This is a genomic window from Streptomyces sp. NPDC021562, assembly GCF_040640875.1.
Taxonomy (GTDB): Bacteria; Actinomycetota; Actinomycetes; order Streptomycetales; family Streptomycetaceae; genus Streptomyces.
The window spans coordinates 1-17,801 of sequence record NZ_JBFACN010000057.1 but is presented as its reverse complement, the minus strand read 5'-3'; the positions used below and the strand labels follow the sequence as shown (position 1 = coordinate 17,801).

Here is a 17,801-nt window from a genome sequence, read left to right as displayed (position 1 = left end):
AGCAGCCAGTCGGCGATGTCGATCGCCTCCCAGGGCGCGTCGAGCGGAGCGTGCTCCGTCGAGGCGGACAGCACCAGATCGGTCAGGACCTTCTTCGCATCACTCATGATGTGTTTCCCTCTGTGGGGGCCACGGCTGGTGCCGGGCCGGTTTGTGCAGGTCATGGCCGACCGGACACTGCCAGTTCGACCACCCTCATTCGGATTCTTCGGATGCCGCAAACCTAGAATCGGTGCACCGGTGGCGCTTGTCCGTCAGTGCACCGGCGATGTTGCGGCGACGCACTGCGTACGGCACCTCCCACGATGTGGGTCATGAGCCTGTGGGACAGGGCGGGGACTCGTGCCGATCGCTTGCGGACATCCGCGGTGCAGACCGTCTGAGTGATGTGTCGACCAGATGCTTGGCCGGTCGCGTCCACATGGTGGGGCACACCGGCTCGGGTGCGGCGCTCGGCATCCCCACTGTGCCGGTCCCTGTCTTCCGTTGTTCGCTCTCGAGCAAGCCCCCGTGCGTCGGCGGACTCAGGCTCGTTGTCGGGCCGCTCTAGCGTCAGCAGGTCAGTCCATGCCGGAGAGCCGGCGGAACGAGGAGAGGCATTTCTTCGACCTGTGCTTCGGCCGCGTCGTGGCTGTGCGCCGCGCTGTCCGATCCCGCCCGGACCCAAACCACGTCGCGCGTGGCCATCGAGGTGGCTGATCCCGTATGGGCGCAGTCCGCGGGGGGTGACGCCTTGGCATCCGCACCACATCACCGAGCGCTACGAACTCCCTCATCGCACCTCCCGCCCGTCACAACGGAAAGGAAGCCGTATGCGCAGGCTGCTGAACGACGCGGTACGCACGCTGGTACCGCCCGGAGAGGACCGTCATGGCCCGCTGCCTCCCCTGATGCTGACACTGACGGTGGTCACCGGTCTGGTCGACGCAGTGAGTTATCTGGCGCTCGGACACGTCTTCGTAGCCAACATGACCGGCAACGTGGTGTTCTTGGGGTTCGCGTTGGTGGGCACCGCGAATCTGTCCGCGCTCGCTTCCGTCGTCGCGCTGGCGGCGTTCCTCCTCGGCGCACTCGCCGGGGGGAGGCTCGGCACCCGCTTCGCGACGCACCGCGGAAACCTGCTGAAGACGGCCACCGCAGTGCAGACGGTGCTGGTCGCCGTCACCGTGGCTGCCGTTGCGGTCACCGGCGGCCGGATCACCACCGGGGTCCAATACACCCTGATCGTGTTCCTCGGCCTCAGCATGGGCCTTCAGAACGCGGTCGCCCGACGCCTCGGCGTCCCGGACCTCACCACGACCGTACTGACCTTGACCCTGACCGGGCTGGCCGCGGATTCCACCCTGGCCGGCGGTGCGGCGCCGCGGCCCGGCCGGCGCATCCTGTCCGTGCTGGCGGTGCTCCTCGGCGCCTTCGTCGGAGCCCAGCTGGTTCTGCACGGCCACCTCGTGCTCACGCTGAGCCTGGCCCTGATGCTCCTCGCCCTCACCTCCGCGACCACCCACCGCCTCTCGGCCGGCGACCCCGCGTGGACGCGGCCACTGTCCTGAGAGCAGGCAGCGCCTGCCCCACGGGATGCGCACCGGGATACGCCTGAGCCCACCCCCTCCAGTCAGGACCGTCCGGCTCGCCGAGAGCACGAAGCCACTGATCTGCTCGGCGGCGATCTTCGGTGGCATGGCGAGTGCGGGGGGATTAGTGACCACGTCGACCAGCGCGGGCCCCTCATGCGCGAAGGCCGCGCGCAGCGCGTCTCGCACCTGGGCAGGCTTCTCCACCCGGATGCCGCGCGCACCGGCGGCCGTGGCGATGGCCGCGTAGTCGGTGTGCCGGAAACTCGTGGCATGCGGAGGCAGGCAGTCGGCCCTCATCTCCGCGGCCCAGCACCGTCGGAACGGGGCGAACGTGCAGGTGGTCACCGATCCACATGGCGAGGTGCTGTGGTGGTCACCTGCCCTGCCGGGCGCTGTCATGACCTGACCGCGGCCCGTGCCCACCGGATCATTAGGATCTGCGAGCGTCAAGGGATACCAAGCCTGGCCGACCGCGCTTACATCGGTGCCGGCGTGTGGGTGACCACACCGCTCAGACGACCCGCGGGAGGTGAGCTGTCACTCACCTAACAGACCGTCATCCTGGCGCTGTCGAGGGCGCGGGCCCCAGCTGAGAGTGGAGTCGCCCGTCTGAAGTCCTGGCACATCATCAGACGAGCACGGTGCAGTCCGAATCGAATGATGTCAATCGCTGCAGCAGTCCTCACGCTGGAGCGGCAGCGCTGAAAGACCTCACCGATCGGGCGAGATCCGCAATACCCCTGGGCTCACCATCGTGCGGGATTTCCTGCGGCGCGGTGCCTGACAATGTCCGCGCGGCGTTCCGCTTCCGTGTGGCCGCCCCAGACTCCGTAAGGCTCGCGAGAGGCCTTGGCAAAGAGAGCACAAGGGGAGCTGACCGGGCAGGTTCGGCAGATCGCACGTGCCGCCTCTTCCCGCCGTCGACGTGCAAGGCCCCGCTCACCGTTGGGCGAGAAGAAGACGGAACTGTCCATGCCGCGGCACGCGGCGTCGGCTTGCCACTTCCACATTTCAAGAAGGGGTTTGGTTCGGGTCTTCACGAAAACCTCCGCTCGATGTTCCATTTGACGTTATTTTTGCGGACCTATTGGTAAGGGCGGCCGAAAACTGTACGTGCTGTCCGCTGCATCAAGGGATCCCCCCGCCTCCGGCTTCCTCGCCCCAGGCCGGTTCAGTCCCGCCTGCCAGTGAGCTCGGCAAGGGCGCGGTCGATGTCGAGGTGAAGGCTCTCCGTGTCCGGAGGCACGAGCGAGACCGTCCGCTTCACGAACGTGGTGACCGCTGACTCGGCGATGTCGATCAGGGCCGCGCCGGCGGCGGACCGCAGGATGATGCGGACCGAGTTCGGATGGCAACGGTGCTGAGGAATCACCAGCACGTCCCCGGTGCCAGTAGGCCGGCGCAGGCCTTCCATGAGCAGCGAGCGGGCGAACACCCACTGGACGGGCCTTGCCCCAGGTGCGCCGAGGGAGAGTCGAACGGCGTAGGGGTCGGACATGTCGTAGTGCAGTTCCGCAGACAGCGGGGCTGGCAGTTCGTCCGGGACACTGACGTGCACGGTCACCATGCACATGACCGACGCTGGCGGCTGGATCATTTCATTCCCCAACACGGGCTGCAGGAGCGGGTTTCCTTTGAATGACTCTAAAATCCCGGGCCGTAGTATCTTGTCGAGGAATGCACGGAACGTGGCACGAGAAAGAACCAAGCGGCGGTTTCAGGTATTGCAAGACCACGCGGGTGACGGGGCCACGGCGCGATGCCCTGGGTGTCGCGCCTCTCCACCTCCGTGGCCTGTCGGGCCGCCCTCGGGAGACGGGCCCGCGGGCCTTCGCCTGATGGTGAACGTCACGGCAGCAGAGGTGACCCATGCATTCGACGCCGCCGCGGCTCCTGTGGTGTCGAAGACGGAGGGGACGGCCGACGCGAGGAACATGTTGGGGTGACGCGATTGGAAGCCGGTCCGCTCGACAAGGCGGTTCAACCCTGCCTGCCAGATGGCTCAGCCAGGAAGGGGCCGATGCCGATCAGCGGTGGCAGACCGTCCTTCCGCCGAGGCACGTCACTCGGCCGTGCGCTGTCCACCGGACAGGCCGTGAAGCTGCCAGTCGCGAGGCGCTATGCCATAAGTGGCACGGAAAACCCGGCTGAAATGGCTGGGGTTCGCGAAACCCCAGCGTCGGGCGACGGTCGCCACCCCGAGTCCTAGAGCCGGGGATCGCAGAAGGTCCCGACGGCACCGTTCCAGTCGCTGTATCCGGATCCACTCCCCGACGGTGGTTCCCTCCGTCTGGAACAACTTGTGCAGGTAGCGCGCCGAAATGAAGTGAGCGGCTGCGATGTCGGTGGGTGACAGATCCGGGTCGGAGAGGTTTTGCAAGATGTGATCCTTGACTCGCAGGATCATGGCCGGGGCAGTTTCAGGGGCCTGAGGCCTGAAGCGGCCGCGCCGCTCGTTGATGAACAGTGCCAGCAGGTCGAGCCCGGTGGCGACGAACTGACGGCCGACGAAGTCGTCGAAACCTGTTACTTCGCGCGCCATGCGCGTGAAGTAGGTCGCCACCATTGCGGCACTTCCGCCACGACCCGAGAAGGCAGTCGCAGTCAACGCCCGCAGGTCCTCGTCCCGCACGCGAAGCTCCTTTCGAGGGAACTGAAAGGAGGTGAAGCAGACCTTGCCCTCCACCCTTTTTCTGAACACGCGAGACGAATCAGAAATGGAGAAATCTCCCGACTGTATCAGGCACTCTCTCCCGTCCTGCTCCTTGACGGCGCTACCTCTGCGCTGAAGCGTGAGGATGAGGAATTCTTTCTGGTCCCGGGCTATCAGGCGCTTACTGCGCGTCACCTCTTGAGGGCCGGTCTGGACGTCCGACACCTGGATGGCGCCCAATTGGTGGGTGACGATTCTTCCCGGCGACGGATCTTCCTCCAGGATATTGACATCGAGCGGTATGAACGCCTGGGTCACCGCTTCATGCCAGCGCTCTATCCGGTCGGCTGCGGACAGTGTCGCGGTGGAAAGGACGACGGACATCATGCCCCCCTTGGCATCCTGATCGACAGGCGGTTCGGATCCGGTCACCGGATGGCCCGGTCACCGAAGAGGCGGTGTGCCTTCCAGAAGACCGTGCCAGTCGGCCTCGGTCGGGCACATCGCGTGAATCCGCTAGATCCAGGTTCCGGGCCAGGACGACTTCATTTGACGGCTCCGCTGGTGGCACCAGCGGCGAGGTGGCGCTGAGCGACGACGAGCAGGAGAGCGGCGGGGACGGACGCCAAGACTGTGGTGGCCATGACGGCGTTCCACTGGCTTGTGTGGGTACCGATGTACTGGTAGATGCCCAGGGTGATCGGCCGCACGGTCTGCGTGGTGGTCAGTGTGAGGGCGAAGAGGAAGTCGCTCCAGGTGAAGAGGAAGGTGAAGACGGCGGCAGTGATCAACGCGTTCCTGCTCATCGGGAGCACCACGGAGCGGAAAACACGCAGCCGCCCGGCACCGTCCACCCGCGCGGCCTCGGTGATCTCCCGGGGGATGCTCTGCATGCACGAACGCAGGATGATGATCGCGAAGGGGACCCCGGCGGTGGAGTCGGCGAGGATCAGGCCGAGGTAGGAATTCAGGAGTCCCAGGCCGTTGTAGGCGCTGTAGAGCGCGTTGGCCACGACGATGCCCGGCACCATCTGTGTGACCAGGATGCCGAGGAGCACGACGTTGGTTCCGCGGAGGCGGAACTGAGACAGCGCGTAGGCCGCCGGCGCGGCGAGCCCCAGGCTGAGGGCGACGCTGCCGAGGGCTACGACGAGGCTCGTGACGAGGTTGTCTCCCTGATCGCGCAGCGCGGTGACGTAACCACTGAGGTCCGGGTGGATGGGGAACCAGCCTCCCCGCAGTGTGTTCCCCGTCGGCTGGAGGGAGGCGTTCACGATCCAGTAAACGGGAAACAGCATCAGCGCGAGCAAGGCGATGCCGACGATGGTGGACGGCCACCCACGGGCCGGTGCGCGCTTCACGGGGCCACGGTCCCCTCTCACACGTGCCGGGCGCGACGGTTGGCACGCAGGTAGACGATGGCGAAGGCGAGAGAGATGACGATGAGCACGTTGCTCATTGCGGCACCGCGCCCGAACTCGAACTGCTGAAACGACAGCTCGTAGGACTGGGTGGCGAGAGTCTCCGTGGCGCCCGCCGGTCCTCCGCCCGTCACTACGAGGATGATGTCCAGCACCTTGACCGTGTAGACCACGCCCAGCACCAGCACGACGTTCACCACGGGCCGCATCAGTGGCCAGGTCACATGACGGAACGAAGCCAGCGGGCCGGCTCCGTCCAGCTTCGCCGCCTCGTACAGCTGCCGGGGGATGTCCTGCAGGCCGCCGTACAGGATCGCGGTGTTGAAGGGGATTCCGACCCAGATGTTGATGAGGATCACCGACACCAGCGCCTGCGAGGTGCCGGTGAGCCAGGGGATGCCGGACGACGAGAGACGCAGGGCGCGCAGTGCCGCGTTGACGACTCCTGTGTCGGGGTCGAGCATCCACCTCCACGCGGTTCCGGAGACGACCAGCGGCAGCAGCCACGGCAGCAACAGGAGCGAGCGCAGGACACCGTTGAGCGGGAATCGGCGCTGAAAGAACAAGGCGAAGGCCAGGCCGAGTGCGAACTGCCCGACGATCGACCCGGCGGTGAACAAGACCGTGGTCAGCAGAGCCTTGGAGAACAGGTCCGACGCAAGGATCTTCGAGTAGTTCTGCAGGCCCACGAACGGCGCGGCACCCGTGTAGAACGTCGTGATCGTGTACTGCTGGAAGCTCATCTCGATGTTCTTGGCGATCGGATAGCCGAAGAACAGCAGCAGGTACGCCGCGGCGGGCACGATGTACATCCACTGGGCCAGCAGCTCCCAGCGCCGCGCCCGGGCCGGGTCAGTCACCGGTCGCGATCTGCTGAGCATGCCTGAGGGCTTCCTGTGGTGCCTGCTCGCCCGTCAGCGCGGACTGGATCGCGGTGTATATCCCGGTCGCTGCCTTGGGCCACTTGACGCCGAGTTCGCTCGTACGGGCGCGCGCGGCTTCCACGCTCTTGACGAAGGCGGCCATTGACGGGACCTGCCCGGCGTACTGGGAGGCCATGGCTGTGCGGGACGGCACGGTGAAGTGCTGCTCGGCCAGGGCGAGCTGGTTCGGGGAGCTGTTCAGACAGGCGAGGACCTGGGCGGCCTTCTCCTGCCGGGACTCGGAAGCGTTCTGCGGGACCGTCCACACCTCACCGCCGAGCGGTGTGACCGGAGTCTGTCCCGTTCGGGGGACGGGGATGGGCGCCACCCCCCAGTGCAGGTTCTTGTCCTTGTTCAAAGCCGGAATCCGCCAGGGCCCGTTGATCATCATGGCCGTCCTGCCGGCCACGAACTGATCGTGGACGTCGGCCTGTGTCCAGTTCAGGACCGACTTCGACATGGATCCGCTCTTGACCAGGTCGACCCACAACTGCAGTGCCTGCGCTGCCTGCGGAGTGTCCAGCCGCTTCTCGTCGCCGCCGTTGGACCACAGGAAGGGCAGGAACTGCCAGGTGCCCTCGAACGTGGGGTTCGCGTCCACCGCCATGCCGTAGCGCCCAGGACGGGTCAGCCTGGCCGCCGCCGTCTCCAGCTCGTCCCAGGTCCTCGGTACGGCGACACCGGCGTTGGCGAGCATGTCCCTGTTGTAGAAGAGGGCGATCGTGCTGACGTAGGGGGCCAGACCGTACAACTTGCCCTTGTAGGTGCCCGCCGACAGGATGCCCTTGGCGAAGCCGCCGGAGTCGATGCCGTACTGCTCCAGCGGGGTCAGCGCGCCGGTCTGCGCGATCTGCTGCAGGTCCGGGTTGTCCAGCATCAACAGGTCGGGAAGTGTCCGCGACGACGCCTGCTGCAGGACCTTGGGCAGGAGGGACGCCCCCGGAACGCTCGTCTGCTCGACCTTGACGCCGGCGGTCTTGCCGCAGGCGGTGAGCATCTCGCCCCATTGACTGTGTTCGGGTTCGTCGGTGTAGTAGTCGAGCGCCGTGATGGACGTGACCTTGCTGGTGGCGGGCCCGTCGCTGCTTCCGCCACTACAGCCGGCGACGGCCAGTGCCAGGGCGACGGCTCCGCTCAGGAGAGTTGCTGGACGCCGCGCCGGCAGTCTGGCCGGTGAGATCATGCTGGTGCCTTCATCGATGGACGTCTGTGACCGGCATCGGCGTCGCTGGGGTGGCCGACTTCGGATTCCGGGGGTGCCCGCAAGGTGGCCCACACCGGCGTCTTCCGTTCCCATGCATGCTATAGGGCTCTACATGATGACGTTGATCATTTCTTTCCCCTGCTCATAAGGGCTGTCTGCCTTCGTCGCCGTCGCCGCGACCGGTGTTCTGTTCGGCGGCTTCCTGGATCATTGCCACCACGGCGTCGGGCTGCGACAGCACAACGGCGTGTGAGCCGTCCAGCAGGTATTCGGTGGCCGCCATGCGTTGTGCCATGAAGCGCTGAGCGGTGGGGCTGAGCATCCGGTCGGCGGTTGCGATGGCGTACCAGGACGGCTTGGAGGCCCAGGCGGGCGGCCCTGATCTGCTTGTCAGTGCGCTGTGGACGATCGGGCGCTGCGCCACAGACATCACCTTGTTCACGTGGGGTGGAAGGTCTCCGGCGTACACCGGCGGGAACCGTTCCTCACTGATGTAGAGCTCGCTGTCCGGGCCGCCGGGAAACTGCTCGGGAAGGTCGGCGGTGACGGTGGCGTCGGCCGCCGGCATGGGGGGAAACCGGCTGGTGATGTCCAGGATGCACTCGCCGGCGTCGAGGCCGAACGCTGCGACGTAGCACAACGCCACGACGTTGTCGGCGTCGGTGGCGGCTTGCGTGATGACCGCGCCGCCGTAACCGTGGCCGACCAGAACGACAGGGGCGTCGATGTCGCGCAGCACCTTTTTGATGTAGGCAGCGTCATGGGTCAGGCCGCGCAGTGGGTTCGTCGGGGCACGCACGGTCAAGCCGGCAGAGTGAAGGAGTCTGATGACCCCGGCCCAGGATGAGGCATCGGTGAACGCCCCGTGCACAAGCACGATGGTCGGCCGTGGGGGGTGAGATGGCATGGCGTGCCCTCCGATTGAGTTCGCGGTCCCAGCCAAGTGGGTTCCAGCCCGGAGCGGCATCGCGTGAACGTACCAATTTCATTCGCACGTTCGCTCGGCGTCGGGCAAGGTCATGACCAGGTGAGCGAGTTGGACCCGGGAGTTCACCGCCAGCTTGCGGAAGGCGGAGGTCAGGTGCGTGTTGACGGTGTGCGGGGAGATGACGAGGAGGTCGGCGGCCGACCGGTTGGTATGGCCGTCGGCGATCAGTCGCGCGACCTTCTTCTCCGAGGCCGTCAGGGCGCCCCATCCCTGGACGGGGCGATGCTTGGTTACGGCCCTGCCGCCGACGGCCCCCGCACCGTCCAGGTCACGCTGCAGACGGGCCGCTGCCGCGTGAGCGCCTGACTCGGCGAACACGGCCTTGGCCTGCGTCAGGGCGGCCACTGCCTGAGGTCTCCGGCCCGCTGCGAGGAGCGCCTGTCCGAGATCGGCGCAGGCGGCGGCCCGGACCAGCGGGCGCGGACTTGCCTTGAGCAGTGCTACAGAGTCTTCGAGCAGGGCGGGATCGTTCTTGGCGAGCCCGCGAGCCTGGACCGCGATGCCCCTGGCGGTCGGCACGGCAGGGTTGCGTTCGGCGTGGGCCTCGGCTTGTGCGGCCAGGTCCTCGGCGAGCTCGTGATCCGCGCCGCGTAGAGCGATGCGTATGGCGCGGTCGACCCAGTCGCGCAGTAGCCGCCAGCGCATGAAGAAACCTTCCTGCTGTACCTGTCGGATCTTGTCGACGGCAAGCCCGAGGTCCCCTTCGGTCTCGGCGTGGACGGCTTCCAGGAAACGCACCGCGGCTGTGTTGCCCGGGTTCGGTTTGACCGCCAGTCTCTCCTGGGCTGCGGCCAGGTGCTCCCGCGCTGCTTCCCGGTCGCCGCGCAGCAGGGCGATCCGGGAGCGGATCACCCGGGCGTTCACCTGCTGGACGGGTACCTGTATGTCGTCTTCCAGGCGCTCCATGGTCACGAAGCTGGCGTCGGCGTCGTCGAGACGGCCGAGCCCCAGGTCGTGCTGGCCCTGTGCCCACAGCATCATCGCCTGACGCACCGGCCCGGCATTGTCCGCTGCTTGCAGGAGCAGCCGTCCGCCGGCCGCGAAGTCGTCCACGTGCAGGTGCGCAACGATCTCTTCGGGAAGGAAAGCGGAATCGATGGTGCTGAGCGTGGCAAAGCGCTCCAGCGCGGTGGCGTTCTCTCCCGCGTTCTGCGCGATCTCGCCGAGCGCCGACACGGCCAGCACCTGTGCTTCCCGGTCCCCGAGCGCGGTGGCGGCCTGCAGCGCCGCCTCGCCGGCCTCACGCGCCGCGACAAGATCCTGCCCGCGGGACAGCGCCAGCGCCCGCAGGGCGGCCAGCCTCACCCCGGCCTCCGGAGCGGCGCCTCCGACCGCGAGGGCCGATTCGGCCCGACGGCGCAACTCCTCGGCGAGATCCATGTTCCACAGCGTCCCGGCCAGGGCGGCCTGCAGCCGGCTGAACACCTCCAGGGGTGGTCGGCAGGCCAGAAGCCGGTCTCCGGTCGACAGCGCTTCTCGACTCCTGCCGGCCCGAGTCAGGCAGACGATCGCCTGCTCACCCACCTCGAACATCAGCGGCCGTGCGGACGGCACCAGGTCCAGGGCACGCGTCATCAGGTCGGCCGCGAGTCCCGGCGTAACCGGCAACACGTCCTCAGCGGCTTGTCGCAGCAGCGCCACGGCCTCCTCGTCTCCGGGCAGGGCGCCCCTGAGGATGTGCGGCACCGCGTCGACCGGCCGGCGGCCGGCGGCGACGAGGTGGCCGGCAGCTTCCCGGTGCAGGGCCTTCCGGGCTGACGGTGTGATGTCGACGTAGACGGCCTGGCGCAGCAGATCATGCCGGAAGACCAGCTGGTCGCCCTCATCGCGAAGGAGTCCGGCACGGACCGCCTCCTCCAGCGCCGAGATCAACGCGGCGGGCGGCTGGCCGCACAGCGCGGCGGCGTCGTAGAAGCCGAACCGACGTCCCAGCACGGCTCCCATCTGGAGAAAACGCAGTGTGCCGGGCTGCAGGGATCTGAGCCTGCCACGCACACCCACCACGAGCGTCGAGGGCACGAGATCCCCCGAGGTCTCGGCGGACCCCAGCCCCGCGAGCATCTCGACCGCGAGAAACGGATTCCCGCCGGCCCCGTCGAGCAGGTCCTGCACCCGTTCGTCAACGGCTGCCCCCAGGGTGTCGTCGGCGAGTTGGCGGATGGCCGCGACGGACAGCGGTCCCAAGGGCACGGTGAACGTCGGAAGCCCGTCTGTAGCTGCCGCAAGAATCTCTTCCGTCGGCCCGGCGGGGTCCAGTCGCCCGGCCAGCACCCACAGAACCGGCGAGGTCCGCAGACGTACCGGAAGCTGCTTCAGGGCAAACCGGCTGAGCGGGTCGGCCCACTGCACGTCATCCAGGCCGATGAACACCGGCGCACCGCTGGCTCTGGCTTCGATCGCCTCCGCGAGCCGCTCCACCAGCCAGATCCGCTGATCCTGGTTCCATTCGAGATCGGCGAAGGTGTCCCCGGACAGCAGCGGCTGGTCGCCCTGCAGGACGCAGGCCGCCAACGACGAGAGTGGCACTATGCGATGCAGCTCATCGGCCTTGCCGAGGCCCACGGAGAATCCCGCTGCCTTGGCCATGGCGACAGCCTCGGCGAGCAGCGTGGTCTTGCCGATGCCCGGTTCTCCCCGGATCAGGGCCAACCCGCCACCGCCGGTGCGGGCCACCGAGGCGATCAGTGCTTGAAGTTTTTCGAGTTCGGCCTCTCGACCGCGCAGACCACTACGGGTCAGCAATCCGCCTGACCCCACCACGTACGCCCCTTCCGGCCCGTACTCACCTGCCGAAGCCGGGCTCAGCCCATGCGGACGAGTGACCGCACCTGTCTGCAGCACATCACGTCCTCGCAGTGGTGATTCTGCCGATGGACCGTGGACGCGCGCATCACACGGGCCCGGAAGATGACGGGAGAGGGTGTGGGATACGAACCAGTCACTCTGTGTGTTCGCGGACGGATGCCAGGCGGGCGAGTTCGACCCGGGAGGAGATGCCGAGCTTGCTGAAGGCGTGCCGCAGGTGCGAGCTCACCGTATGCGGCGAAATAGCAAGACTCTCCGCGGCCTGCCGGTTCGTCAGACCTTGAGCCACCAGCCGGATCACTCCGACCTCCGAGGCGGTCAGCTCCGGCCACACGGTGACGGACCCCTTGGACGCTGTACGCCGCCTGGGTGCCCCCAAGGCCCGCAGGCGACGGCGGACGCGTGCGGCGTCCCGCTCCGCCCCGGCCTGGGTGTAGAGGTCCAGTGCCTGGTCGAGGTGAGGCACGGCGTGGACGACGCCCCGTGCGGCCAGCTTGCGCCCAGTGTCCTCAAGCGCCGAAGCCCGCGGAATCAGCCGAGGGAGACCCTCGTACAACTCGACGGCGCGAAGGAGGAGGACGAGGTCGTTGTCGAGCAGCCCCCGGGCATGCGCGGCTGCCGCGGCCAGGACCGGGAATTGCGGGTTGAGGACTGCCCGCCGCTCCGCCACGGCGACCGCGGCCGCGGCACGTTCCAGTGCCCCGGCCCGCAAGGCCATGCGGACAAAGACGGGAGCGTCGGCCGGATCGTCCGGGCTGGCCAGGGAAGGGCCCTCCAGGTCGAACGTCCCGAAGGACTCGTCGAGCAGAGTCATGGCCCGGCCAGGATCATCTTCAGCGTCCGCCACCAGTGCCAGCAGCCACGAGCCGACGTTGCGCACCAGGATCGCCGGGTCGTCGAGCATCCGCCTCATGTCGGCGGCGTAGGCACGCGCCGCCGTCAGGTCGTTGGTGTGCAGGGAGACACGTACCAGCGTGTACAGGAGGGTGGCGTCGGCGAAGTTGCCCATGCCCAGTTCGTCGGCCAGCGCGGACGCGGCCTCGGCCTCGGCCCGCGCGTCCTCCAGTCGCCCCGCGTCCAGCAGCACCCGCGACCTGTTCATGATCCACAAGCCCATGGCCGCGGCCTGGCCCTGCCGCTGAGTCTCGCGGACCCCGGCCTCGGACTCGGCGAGTGCCTCGGCCGAGCGGCCCGCCGCGCTCAGCAGGAACGCCGTCCAAAGAGCCTCCGGAACCCACAGCGAATGAGCGAACCCGACTTCCGCCGCCAGGGCCGAAGCCCGGTCCGCGCATTCGAAGGCGGCACTCCAGTCCATCCGGTAGAACCGCACGACAGAGTCGACGGCGACCGCGGTGGCCTCGGCGGCCTTGTCCTGGGCCTCGGCCGCGGCCTGCAGGGCATCGGACACGGCGTGGGCGGTCGCCTCGAAGTCTCCCACCATCGACAGGTCGAGGGCCCGCAGCGCAAGCAACTGTGCCCGCAGCGAGGCCGGGACACCGGGAAGAGCGGCTCCGATCTCGGCCTGCCGGGCCGCCTCCGTGAAGTCGTACTGGCCGGACACCCGCGCCAGGCCGAGCCGCACCTGCGCTTCGGCCTCGGGTTCCATGCTGCCAGGCGGGACCGCAGCGGCGAGCCCCTGGGCCTCCGCCGGCTGCCCGGCCTGCCAGAGCAGCAGCATCGTCTCGGCGATGATGGCCGGCCGCTCAGGGGCTTGCTCGGCGGTGAGTTCCAGCGCCTGTCGGCTGAGTTCCACCGCTGACGACGGCGCGGACGTCGAGAGTTCCGCCGCGGCGGCTCTCAGCAGCTCCACGGCTCGGCGGTTGCCTGGCCCCGCACTGTCCAGAAGCAGGGCGGCTGCCTCGGTGACCGGTGCTCCGCGCGCCACCAGGACGTCGGCGGCATGGCACCGCAGAGCCCGGCGTACGGACACGGGCAGGCTGCCCTCGACGGCCTCGCGGATCAGGTCGTGGCGGAACAGCAACCGGTCGTTCCGTTCGACGAGCAGATGAGAGTCGAGGGCCTCCTCCACCGGTGCGATCAGCGTCGCCGTCGGCTTGTCGAGCAGCTCGGCCAGGAGGTCGACGGTGACCGTGCGGCCGATGGCGGACGCGGTCTGCACGATCTCCCGGGTCGGTTCGGAGAGCTGGTCGAGACGCTGTCGCACGGAGGTCTGGAAACGGGCGGGAAGGCGTTCGCCGGTCAACCGCGCCACGTCGTGCTCGACAATCACCGATCGCTCGTCACGCATGCCACGGAGCAGCTCCACCAGGAGCAGGGGCACGCCCTCCGCCCGGCGGGCGGCACTCAGCGTCGCCGGATCCGGTGACGCTCCCAGCACGTCCTTGGTGATCTGGGCGACCGCAGCGTCGGCCAGCGGTCCGAGGTGGAGTCGATGGGCACCGGCCTGATCCAGCTGGTCCAACGTCGTGCGCACGCCGAGTGTCCTCGTGCCGCTGCGGACAGCCACCAGCCACAGGATGGCGTGGGAGGACAGGCGGGCTGACAGCGTACGCAGCGCGAGGAGTGTCACGTCGTCCAGCCACTGGACGTCGTCCAGGACGATGATCAGCGGTGTGTTGAGCGCCGCCTGTTCCAGCCTGTCCTGCAACTCCTGCAACAGCCAGAACCGCTGCTCGGGCGCCGCTGCGAGGTCACGCAGCTTGTCCATGTCGAACAAGGGCTCGGGACCTGTGAGCAGACCGTCCAACAGCGGGCCCAGCGGAACGAACTGGCCGTCGGGATCCGCGCCTCCGCGGAACACCCTCAGCCCACGGCGCACCGCGACGGCCTGCGCCTCCGACAGAAGACGGCTCTTGCCGCTGCCGGGCGCGCCTTCGACACACACGATGCCGCCGCGGCCCTGAGTCAGCGCGTCGAACCGCGCACCGATGAAGTCCAGCTCCTCTTCCCGGCCCCGCACAGGTGGCTGCACGCCACCGGGTCCGTCAGTGGGGAACGGCTGCTGAAAACGATCCAAAGCGGGGTCCCCGTACGAGTGCGTGGCTGGGAGGAGACGGAACGTGTGGAACCAGGTGAGTGCTGCCGTTCCATGTCCCTTCGCCCGGAAAAGCATACGGGCCGGCAAGTACTGGTAGGACTCCGTCAGGGCCTGCGGCATCGCTGCCATGAAGCGCCGGGCAGAACCGCGCCGATCGCGTTCGCCAGGCCGGTGTGGGCGTCGGAGACGATCGCTGGACCCCGGCAGCGGGCGGTCAGCGAGCTCAGGAAGGGTGAGCCAGGGGGCGCCGTCCTCGGCGGTGGCGACGTCGAGGCCGAGGATCTCGCGGCTCGGCGACCTGATCGGCGACTACGAACTCGCCAGCGGGGACTGATCCGGCGCAAGAACAGACCCCTGGTCCGCCGAGGCGACGAGAGCGCACCCGTGTTCTCGGCCACGTACCACGCCACTTGTTCGCGGCCGAGTGTGGGGACGCGGTGGTGAAGTGGCTGATGACCATCGGGCGCACGTCGCGCGCCCAGTGCGGGGCCATGCCGTAGCGGGGCAGGTAGCGCGGCATCAGGCTGAGCAGGCCGGCCATCGCGGAGGCGCCGGCGAACCACAGGATGGCGATGGTCGAGATGTCGTAGACCGTGCCGAAGGCGTTGCCGAGGTACTCGTGGGCGAGGTAGGCGAGCGCGCGGCCGTTGGTCTGGCCGCCGGACTTGAACTCCTTCTCCGGGATCAGCAGCGTGGTGATGAAGCTGGTGGCGATCAGGAAGCAGCTCATGTTGACCGCCGCGGCGGTCAACAACTTCTTGGTGTCCCGGATGCGGCCTTTCGGACTCTCCTCCGTGTCGCTGTCGTCGCCCTTCACGTGGGGCATGACCGCGACGCCGGTCTCGAAGCCGGAGAGGCCGAGGGCGAGTTTCGGGAAGACGATGAGGGCGACGCCGATCATCGCGAAGATGTTGCCGTATTCCCTGGTCAGGGCGCTGGTCCAGTCGGTGATCACGTGCTCGGCCGTGGCGACGTGGTAGAGGCCGACGATCACGACGACGACGTTGAGCGCGAGGTAGATGCCCACCAGGGCCACCGCGACGCCGATCGCCTCCAGGAAGCCCTTGAGGAAGACCGCGCCGAGCAGAGCCACCGGGAACAGCGTGATGATCATCTGCTTGCCGTGCAGGAAGTCGGTCAGATGGGGGTTCTCGACCAGGTGGGTGGAGGCGTCGGCGGCCGACAGGGTGATGGTGGTCAGGAAGTCGGTGGCGGCGAAGCCCAGCATGGTGAGCACGAAGAGCTTGCCCTGCCAGAAGGAGAGCACCCGCTCCAGCATGGCGATGGAGCCCTCGCCGTGCGGGCTCTCCTCGGCGACGCGGCGGTAGACCGGCAGGGCGCCGGCCAGGGTGACGATGACCAGCACGATGGTCGCGATCGGCGGCAGAAGGCCGGCCGCGAGGGCGGCGATGCCGGGCTGGTAGCCGAGGGTCGTGAAGTAGTCGACGCCGGTCAGGCACATCACCCGCCACCAGCGCTGGCCCTGGTGCGGCGGTTCGGGCTGCGCATGGGGGCCGGTGTGCCCGCCGCCCTTGCCCATGTCGGAAAGCCCCTCCAGCATCCAGGCGCGCAGGCGACTGGGCGGGGGCGTTCGGTGGTGGCCATCGGCGTGCTCCCGGTGCGCTGCTCCGTTGGGGGACAGGCCATCACGCGGACGGCCGCACCAGCGTAAGCAGAGAGTGACGCCAGGGCCCATGGGAGCGCGCTTCGAAGGCGTCAAGGCTCCGTCAAGAGCGGCTGGTTGCGTGCGTCATGTCGTACAGCGGCGTCGATGCCGTCGTCGCCGTGGTCCGCCAGCGGGCCGTCGGTGGGCGACGGAGGATTCGCTGGTCCTCGTCGCCCGCCCCGGTGGCGCGTGGCGTTCGATCAGTTCTGACGGGCCTTGCGGCCGTGGTTGGCCTTCTTCTTCCGGCGGGCCTTCTTCTTGCGGGTGCGCTTTGACATGGACGGCAACTCCGCTGCTGGTGGGGGGCCTTCAAGCGCTGCGACCGACCAGCAGGTCCGCCAGCTTGTTCAGACGCTTGACGGTGCGGTCCTCCGTGGCGGCCGGGGCAGGCGCGATGCGCGCGTCCCGGTCGTAGTAGGCGCCGTTGACGATCTCGACGGCCGGGTCACACAGGCGGACCACGTGCGCGGCGCCCTCGGCGGGGGAGACGCCCTCGTGGGCGTACAGGGCGAGCAGTGCTGTGTCACATACCCCCGGGTGCACGGAGACCGCGGTGACGCGCGGGTCGGCGGCGAACACCGTGAGAGCCAGCTGGGACTGCGCGTACGCGGCCAGCCGGGAGTAGTTACGGGCACGGTTGGGGTCGGACCACTGGATGGAGGCCGTGCGGTGCAGGGCCGACGAGACGTTGACGACGCGGCCGCCCGGGTCGCTGGTCAGGGCCGGCTCCAGCAGGCAGGTCAGCAGGTAGTGGGCGAGGAAGTTGACCTGGAAGGCGATCTCGTTGCCGTCCGCGGTGACGGTGTGCCACTCGGGGGCGGCCATGCCCGCGTTGTTGACCAGGACGTCCAGATGCGGGCGGACGGAGACGACGCTGCGGGCGAGTGTCTCGACCTCGACGAGGTGGGAAAAGTCCGCGCCGTACGGATGCAGTTGGGCGGTCTGGATGCCTGCCGTGGCGACCAGGCGGTCCGTGGCCGCCTGTGCCTCCTCGGTGGTACGGCCGTGCACCAGCACGGTGGCACCGCGCTCGGCGAGCTGCCTTGCGGTCTCGTAGCCGATGCCGGAGGTGCCGCCGGTGACCAGGACGGTACGAGAGGAGAGCTGCCCCGGCCCTCCGCGACGGCCTCGGCGAGGTTGGCGAAGACCACGGTCAGCCACAGCCAGGCGCTGATGACCCAGGTGAACACGGCCGGGTGCAGCAGCGCGGACAGGGTGGTCAGGGCGGCCCCCACGGACACCACGAAGAGCACTGGGTTCCTGACCAGCGCTCTCGGGGCTTGCGCATTGCCTCGGGGAGGGAGCTGACGAGTTGGGAGGGATCGAAGGCACCGTTCGGGGCGCGCCGTCGAGCTCCTCCCGGTGCTGGTCCTGAGGTGCACCGGGAGCGGGACGGCGGGGCCTGCTCGGGCGCGGCGGGATGCATGAGACCTTCGTGGTTGGGAGCGGCATGCGGCAGGGCATGCCGACGGACTGGTCGGTGGACAGGAGAGCCGGGTCCGTGCGGTGCCGGGGCCCCGGCGCCCCCCCGCCAGACGGACAGGGGGCCCGGCACACGCCAGGGCGCCC

At 68.4% G+C, this 17,801-nt stretch carries 11 protein-coding genes and 5 pseudogenes; 2 read left to right on the top strand and 14 right to left on the bottom strand.

Translation table 11 applies throughout. The annotated features are described in order from the left end of the window. Nucleotides 1-812 precede the first annotated feature (812 nt). Complete coding sequence (locus AB0G52_RS40435) at nt 813-1,550, top strand: YoaK family protein (RefSeq protein ID WP_132891502.1); 738 nt, start codon at nt 813-815, stop codon at nt 1,548-1,550. A gap of 48 nt (nt 1,551-1,598) precedes the next feature. Here the strand turns inward: AB0G52_RS40435 and AB0G52_RS40430 are convergent. Then, nucleotides 1,599-1,829 (bottom strand): annotated as a pseudogene (locus tag AB0G52_RS40430) (thiamine pyrophosphate-dependent enzyme); the annotation flags it as partial. 46 nt (nt 1,830-1,875) lie between these two features. Between AB0G52_RS40430 and AB0G52_RS40425 the strand changes: the two are divergent. Further along, nucleotides 1,876-2,279 (top strand): annotated as a pseudogene (locus AB0G52_RS40425) (transposase family protein); the annotation flags it as partial. Between the two features lie 41 nt (nt 2,280-2,320). Here AB0G52_RS40425 and AB0G52_RS40420 read toward each other — a convergent pair. The 13 genes and pseudogenes from AB0G52_RS40420 to AB0G52_RS40360 all read right to left on the bottom strand — a co-directional run. Beyond that, nucleotides 2,321-2,638: a WhiB family transcriptional regulator gene (locus tag AB0G52_RS40420; protein WP_132891501.1), complete on the bottom strand. Its 318-nt coding sequence runs from the start codon at nt 2,636-2,638 to the stop codon at nt 2,321-2,323. A gap of 107 nt (nt 2,639-2,745) precedes the next feature. Next, nucleotides 2,746-3,171: an SsgA family sporulation/cell division regulator gene (locus AB0G52_RS40415; protein WP_132891500.1), complete on the bottom strand. Its 426-nt coding sequence runs from the start codon at nt 3,169-3,171 to the stop codon at nt 2,746-2,748. Nucleotides 3,172-3,636: 465 nt separating this feature from the next. Beyond that, nucleotides 3,637-4,659, bottom strand: a complete 1,023-nt coding sequence (locus AB0G52_RS40410) for a helix-turn-helix domain-containing protein (protein WP_361344203.1) — start codon at nt 4,657-4,659, stop codon at nt 3,637-3,639. 113 nt (nt 4,660-4,772) lie between these two features. After that, nucleotides 4,773-5,588: a carbohydrate ABC transporter permease gene (locus AB0G52_RS40405; protein ID WP_361344201.1), complete on the bottom strand. Its 816-nt coding sequence runs from the start codon at nt 5,586-5,588 to the stop codon at nt 4,773-4,775. A gap of 17 nt (nt 5,589-5,605) precedes the next feature. Continuing rightward, entirely contained in the window at nt 5,606-6,460 is an 855-nt protein-coding gene (locus AB0G52_RS40400; protein WP_361344209.1) for a sugar ABC transporter permease, read from the bottom strand. A 40-nt stretch (nt 6,461-6,500) separates the two neighbouring features. Continuing rightward, a complete protein-coding gene (locus AB0G52_RS40395) occupies nt 6,501-7,754 on the bottom strand; it encodes a sugar ABC transporter substrate-binding protein (RefSeq protein ID WP_361344198.1) in 1,254 nt (417 codons plus the stop codon). Between the two features lie 163 nt (nt 7,755-7,917). Then, nucleotides 7,918-8,682 carry an alpha/beta hydrolase gene (locus tag AB0G52_RS40390; RefSeq protein ID WP_361344195.1) on the bottom strand — a complete coding sequence of 255 codons (765 nt, stop codon included), beginning with the start codon at nt 8,680-8,682 and terminating at the stop codon, nt 7,918-7,920. 78 nt (nt 8,683-8,760) lie between these two features. Further along, nucleotides 8,761-11,604, bottom strand: a complete 2,844-nt coding sequence (locus AB0G52_RS40385; protein WP_361344192.1) for an AAA family ATPase — start codon at nt 11,602-11,604, stop codon at nt 8,761-8,763. A 97-nt stretch (nt 11,605-11,701) separates the two neighbouring features. Next, nucleotides 11,702-14,500 carry an AAA family ATPase gene (locus AB0G52_RS40380; protein WP_361344206.1) on the bottom strand — a complete coding sequence of 933 codons (2,799 nt, stop codon included), beginning with the start codon at nt 14,498-14,500 and terminating at the stop codon, nt 11,702-11,704. A gap of 179 nt (nt 14,501-14,679) precedes the next feature. After that, nucleotides 14,680-14,854 (bottom strand): annotated as a pseudogene (locus tag AB0G52_RS40375) (transposase); the annotation flags it as partial. A gap of 163 nt (nt 14,855-15,017) precedes the next feature. Next, nucleotides 15,018-16,127: pseudogene (locus AB0G52_RS40370) on the bottom strand (amino acid transporter); the annotation flags it as partial. Between the two features lie 414 nt (nt 16,128-16,541). Next, entirely contained in the window at nt 16,542-17,393 is an 852-nt protein-coding gene (locus tag AB0G52_RS40365) for an SDR family NAD(P)-dependent oxidoreductase (RefSeq protein WP_132891498.1), read from the bottom strand. Continuing rightward, nucleotides 17,333-17,658, bottom strand: a pseudogene (locus tag AB0G52_RS40360) (potassium-transporting ATPase subunit B); the annotation flags it as partial. The gene AB0G52_RS40365 and the pseudogene AB0G52_RS40360, both read right to left, overlap by 61 nt. Between the last annotated feature and the right edge of the window lie 143 nt (nt 17,659-17,801).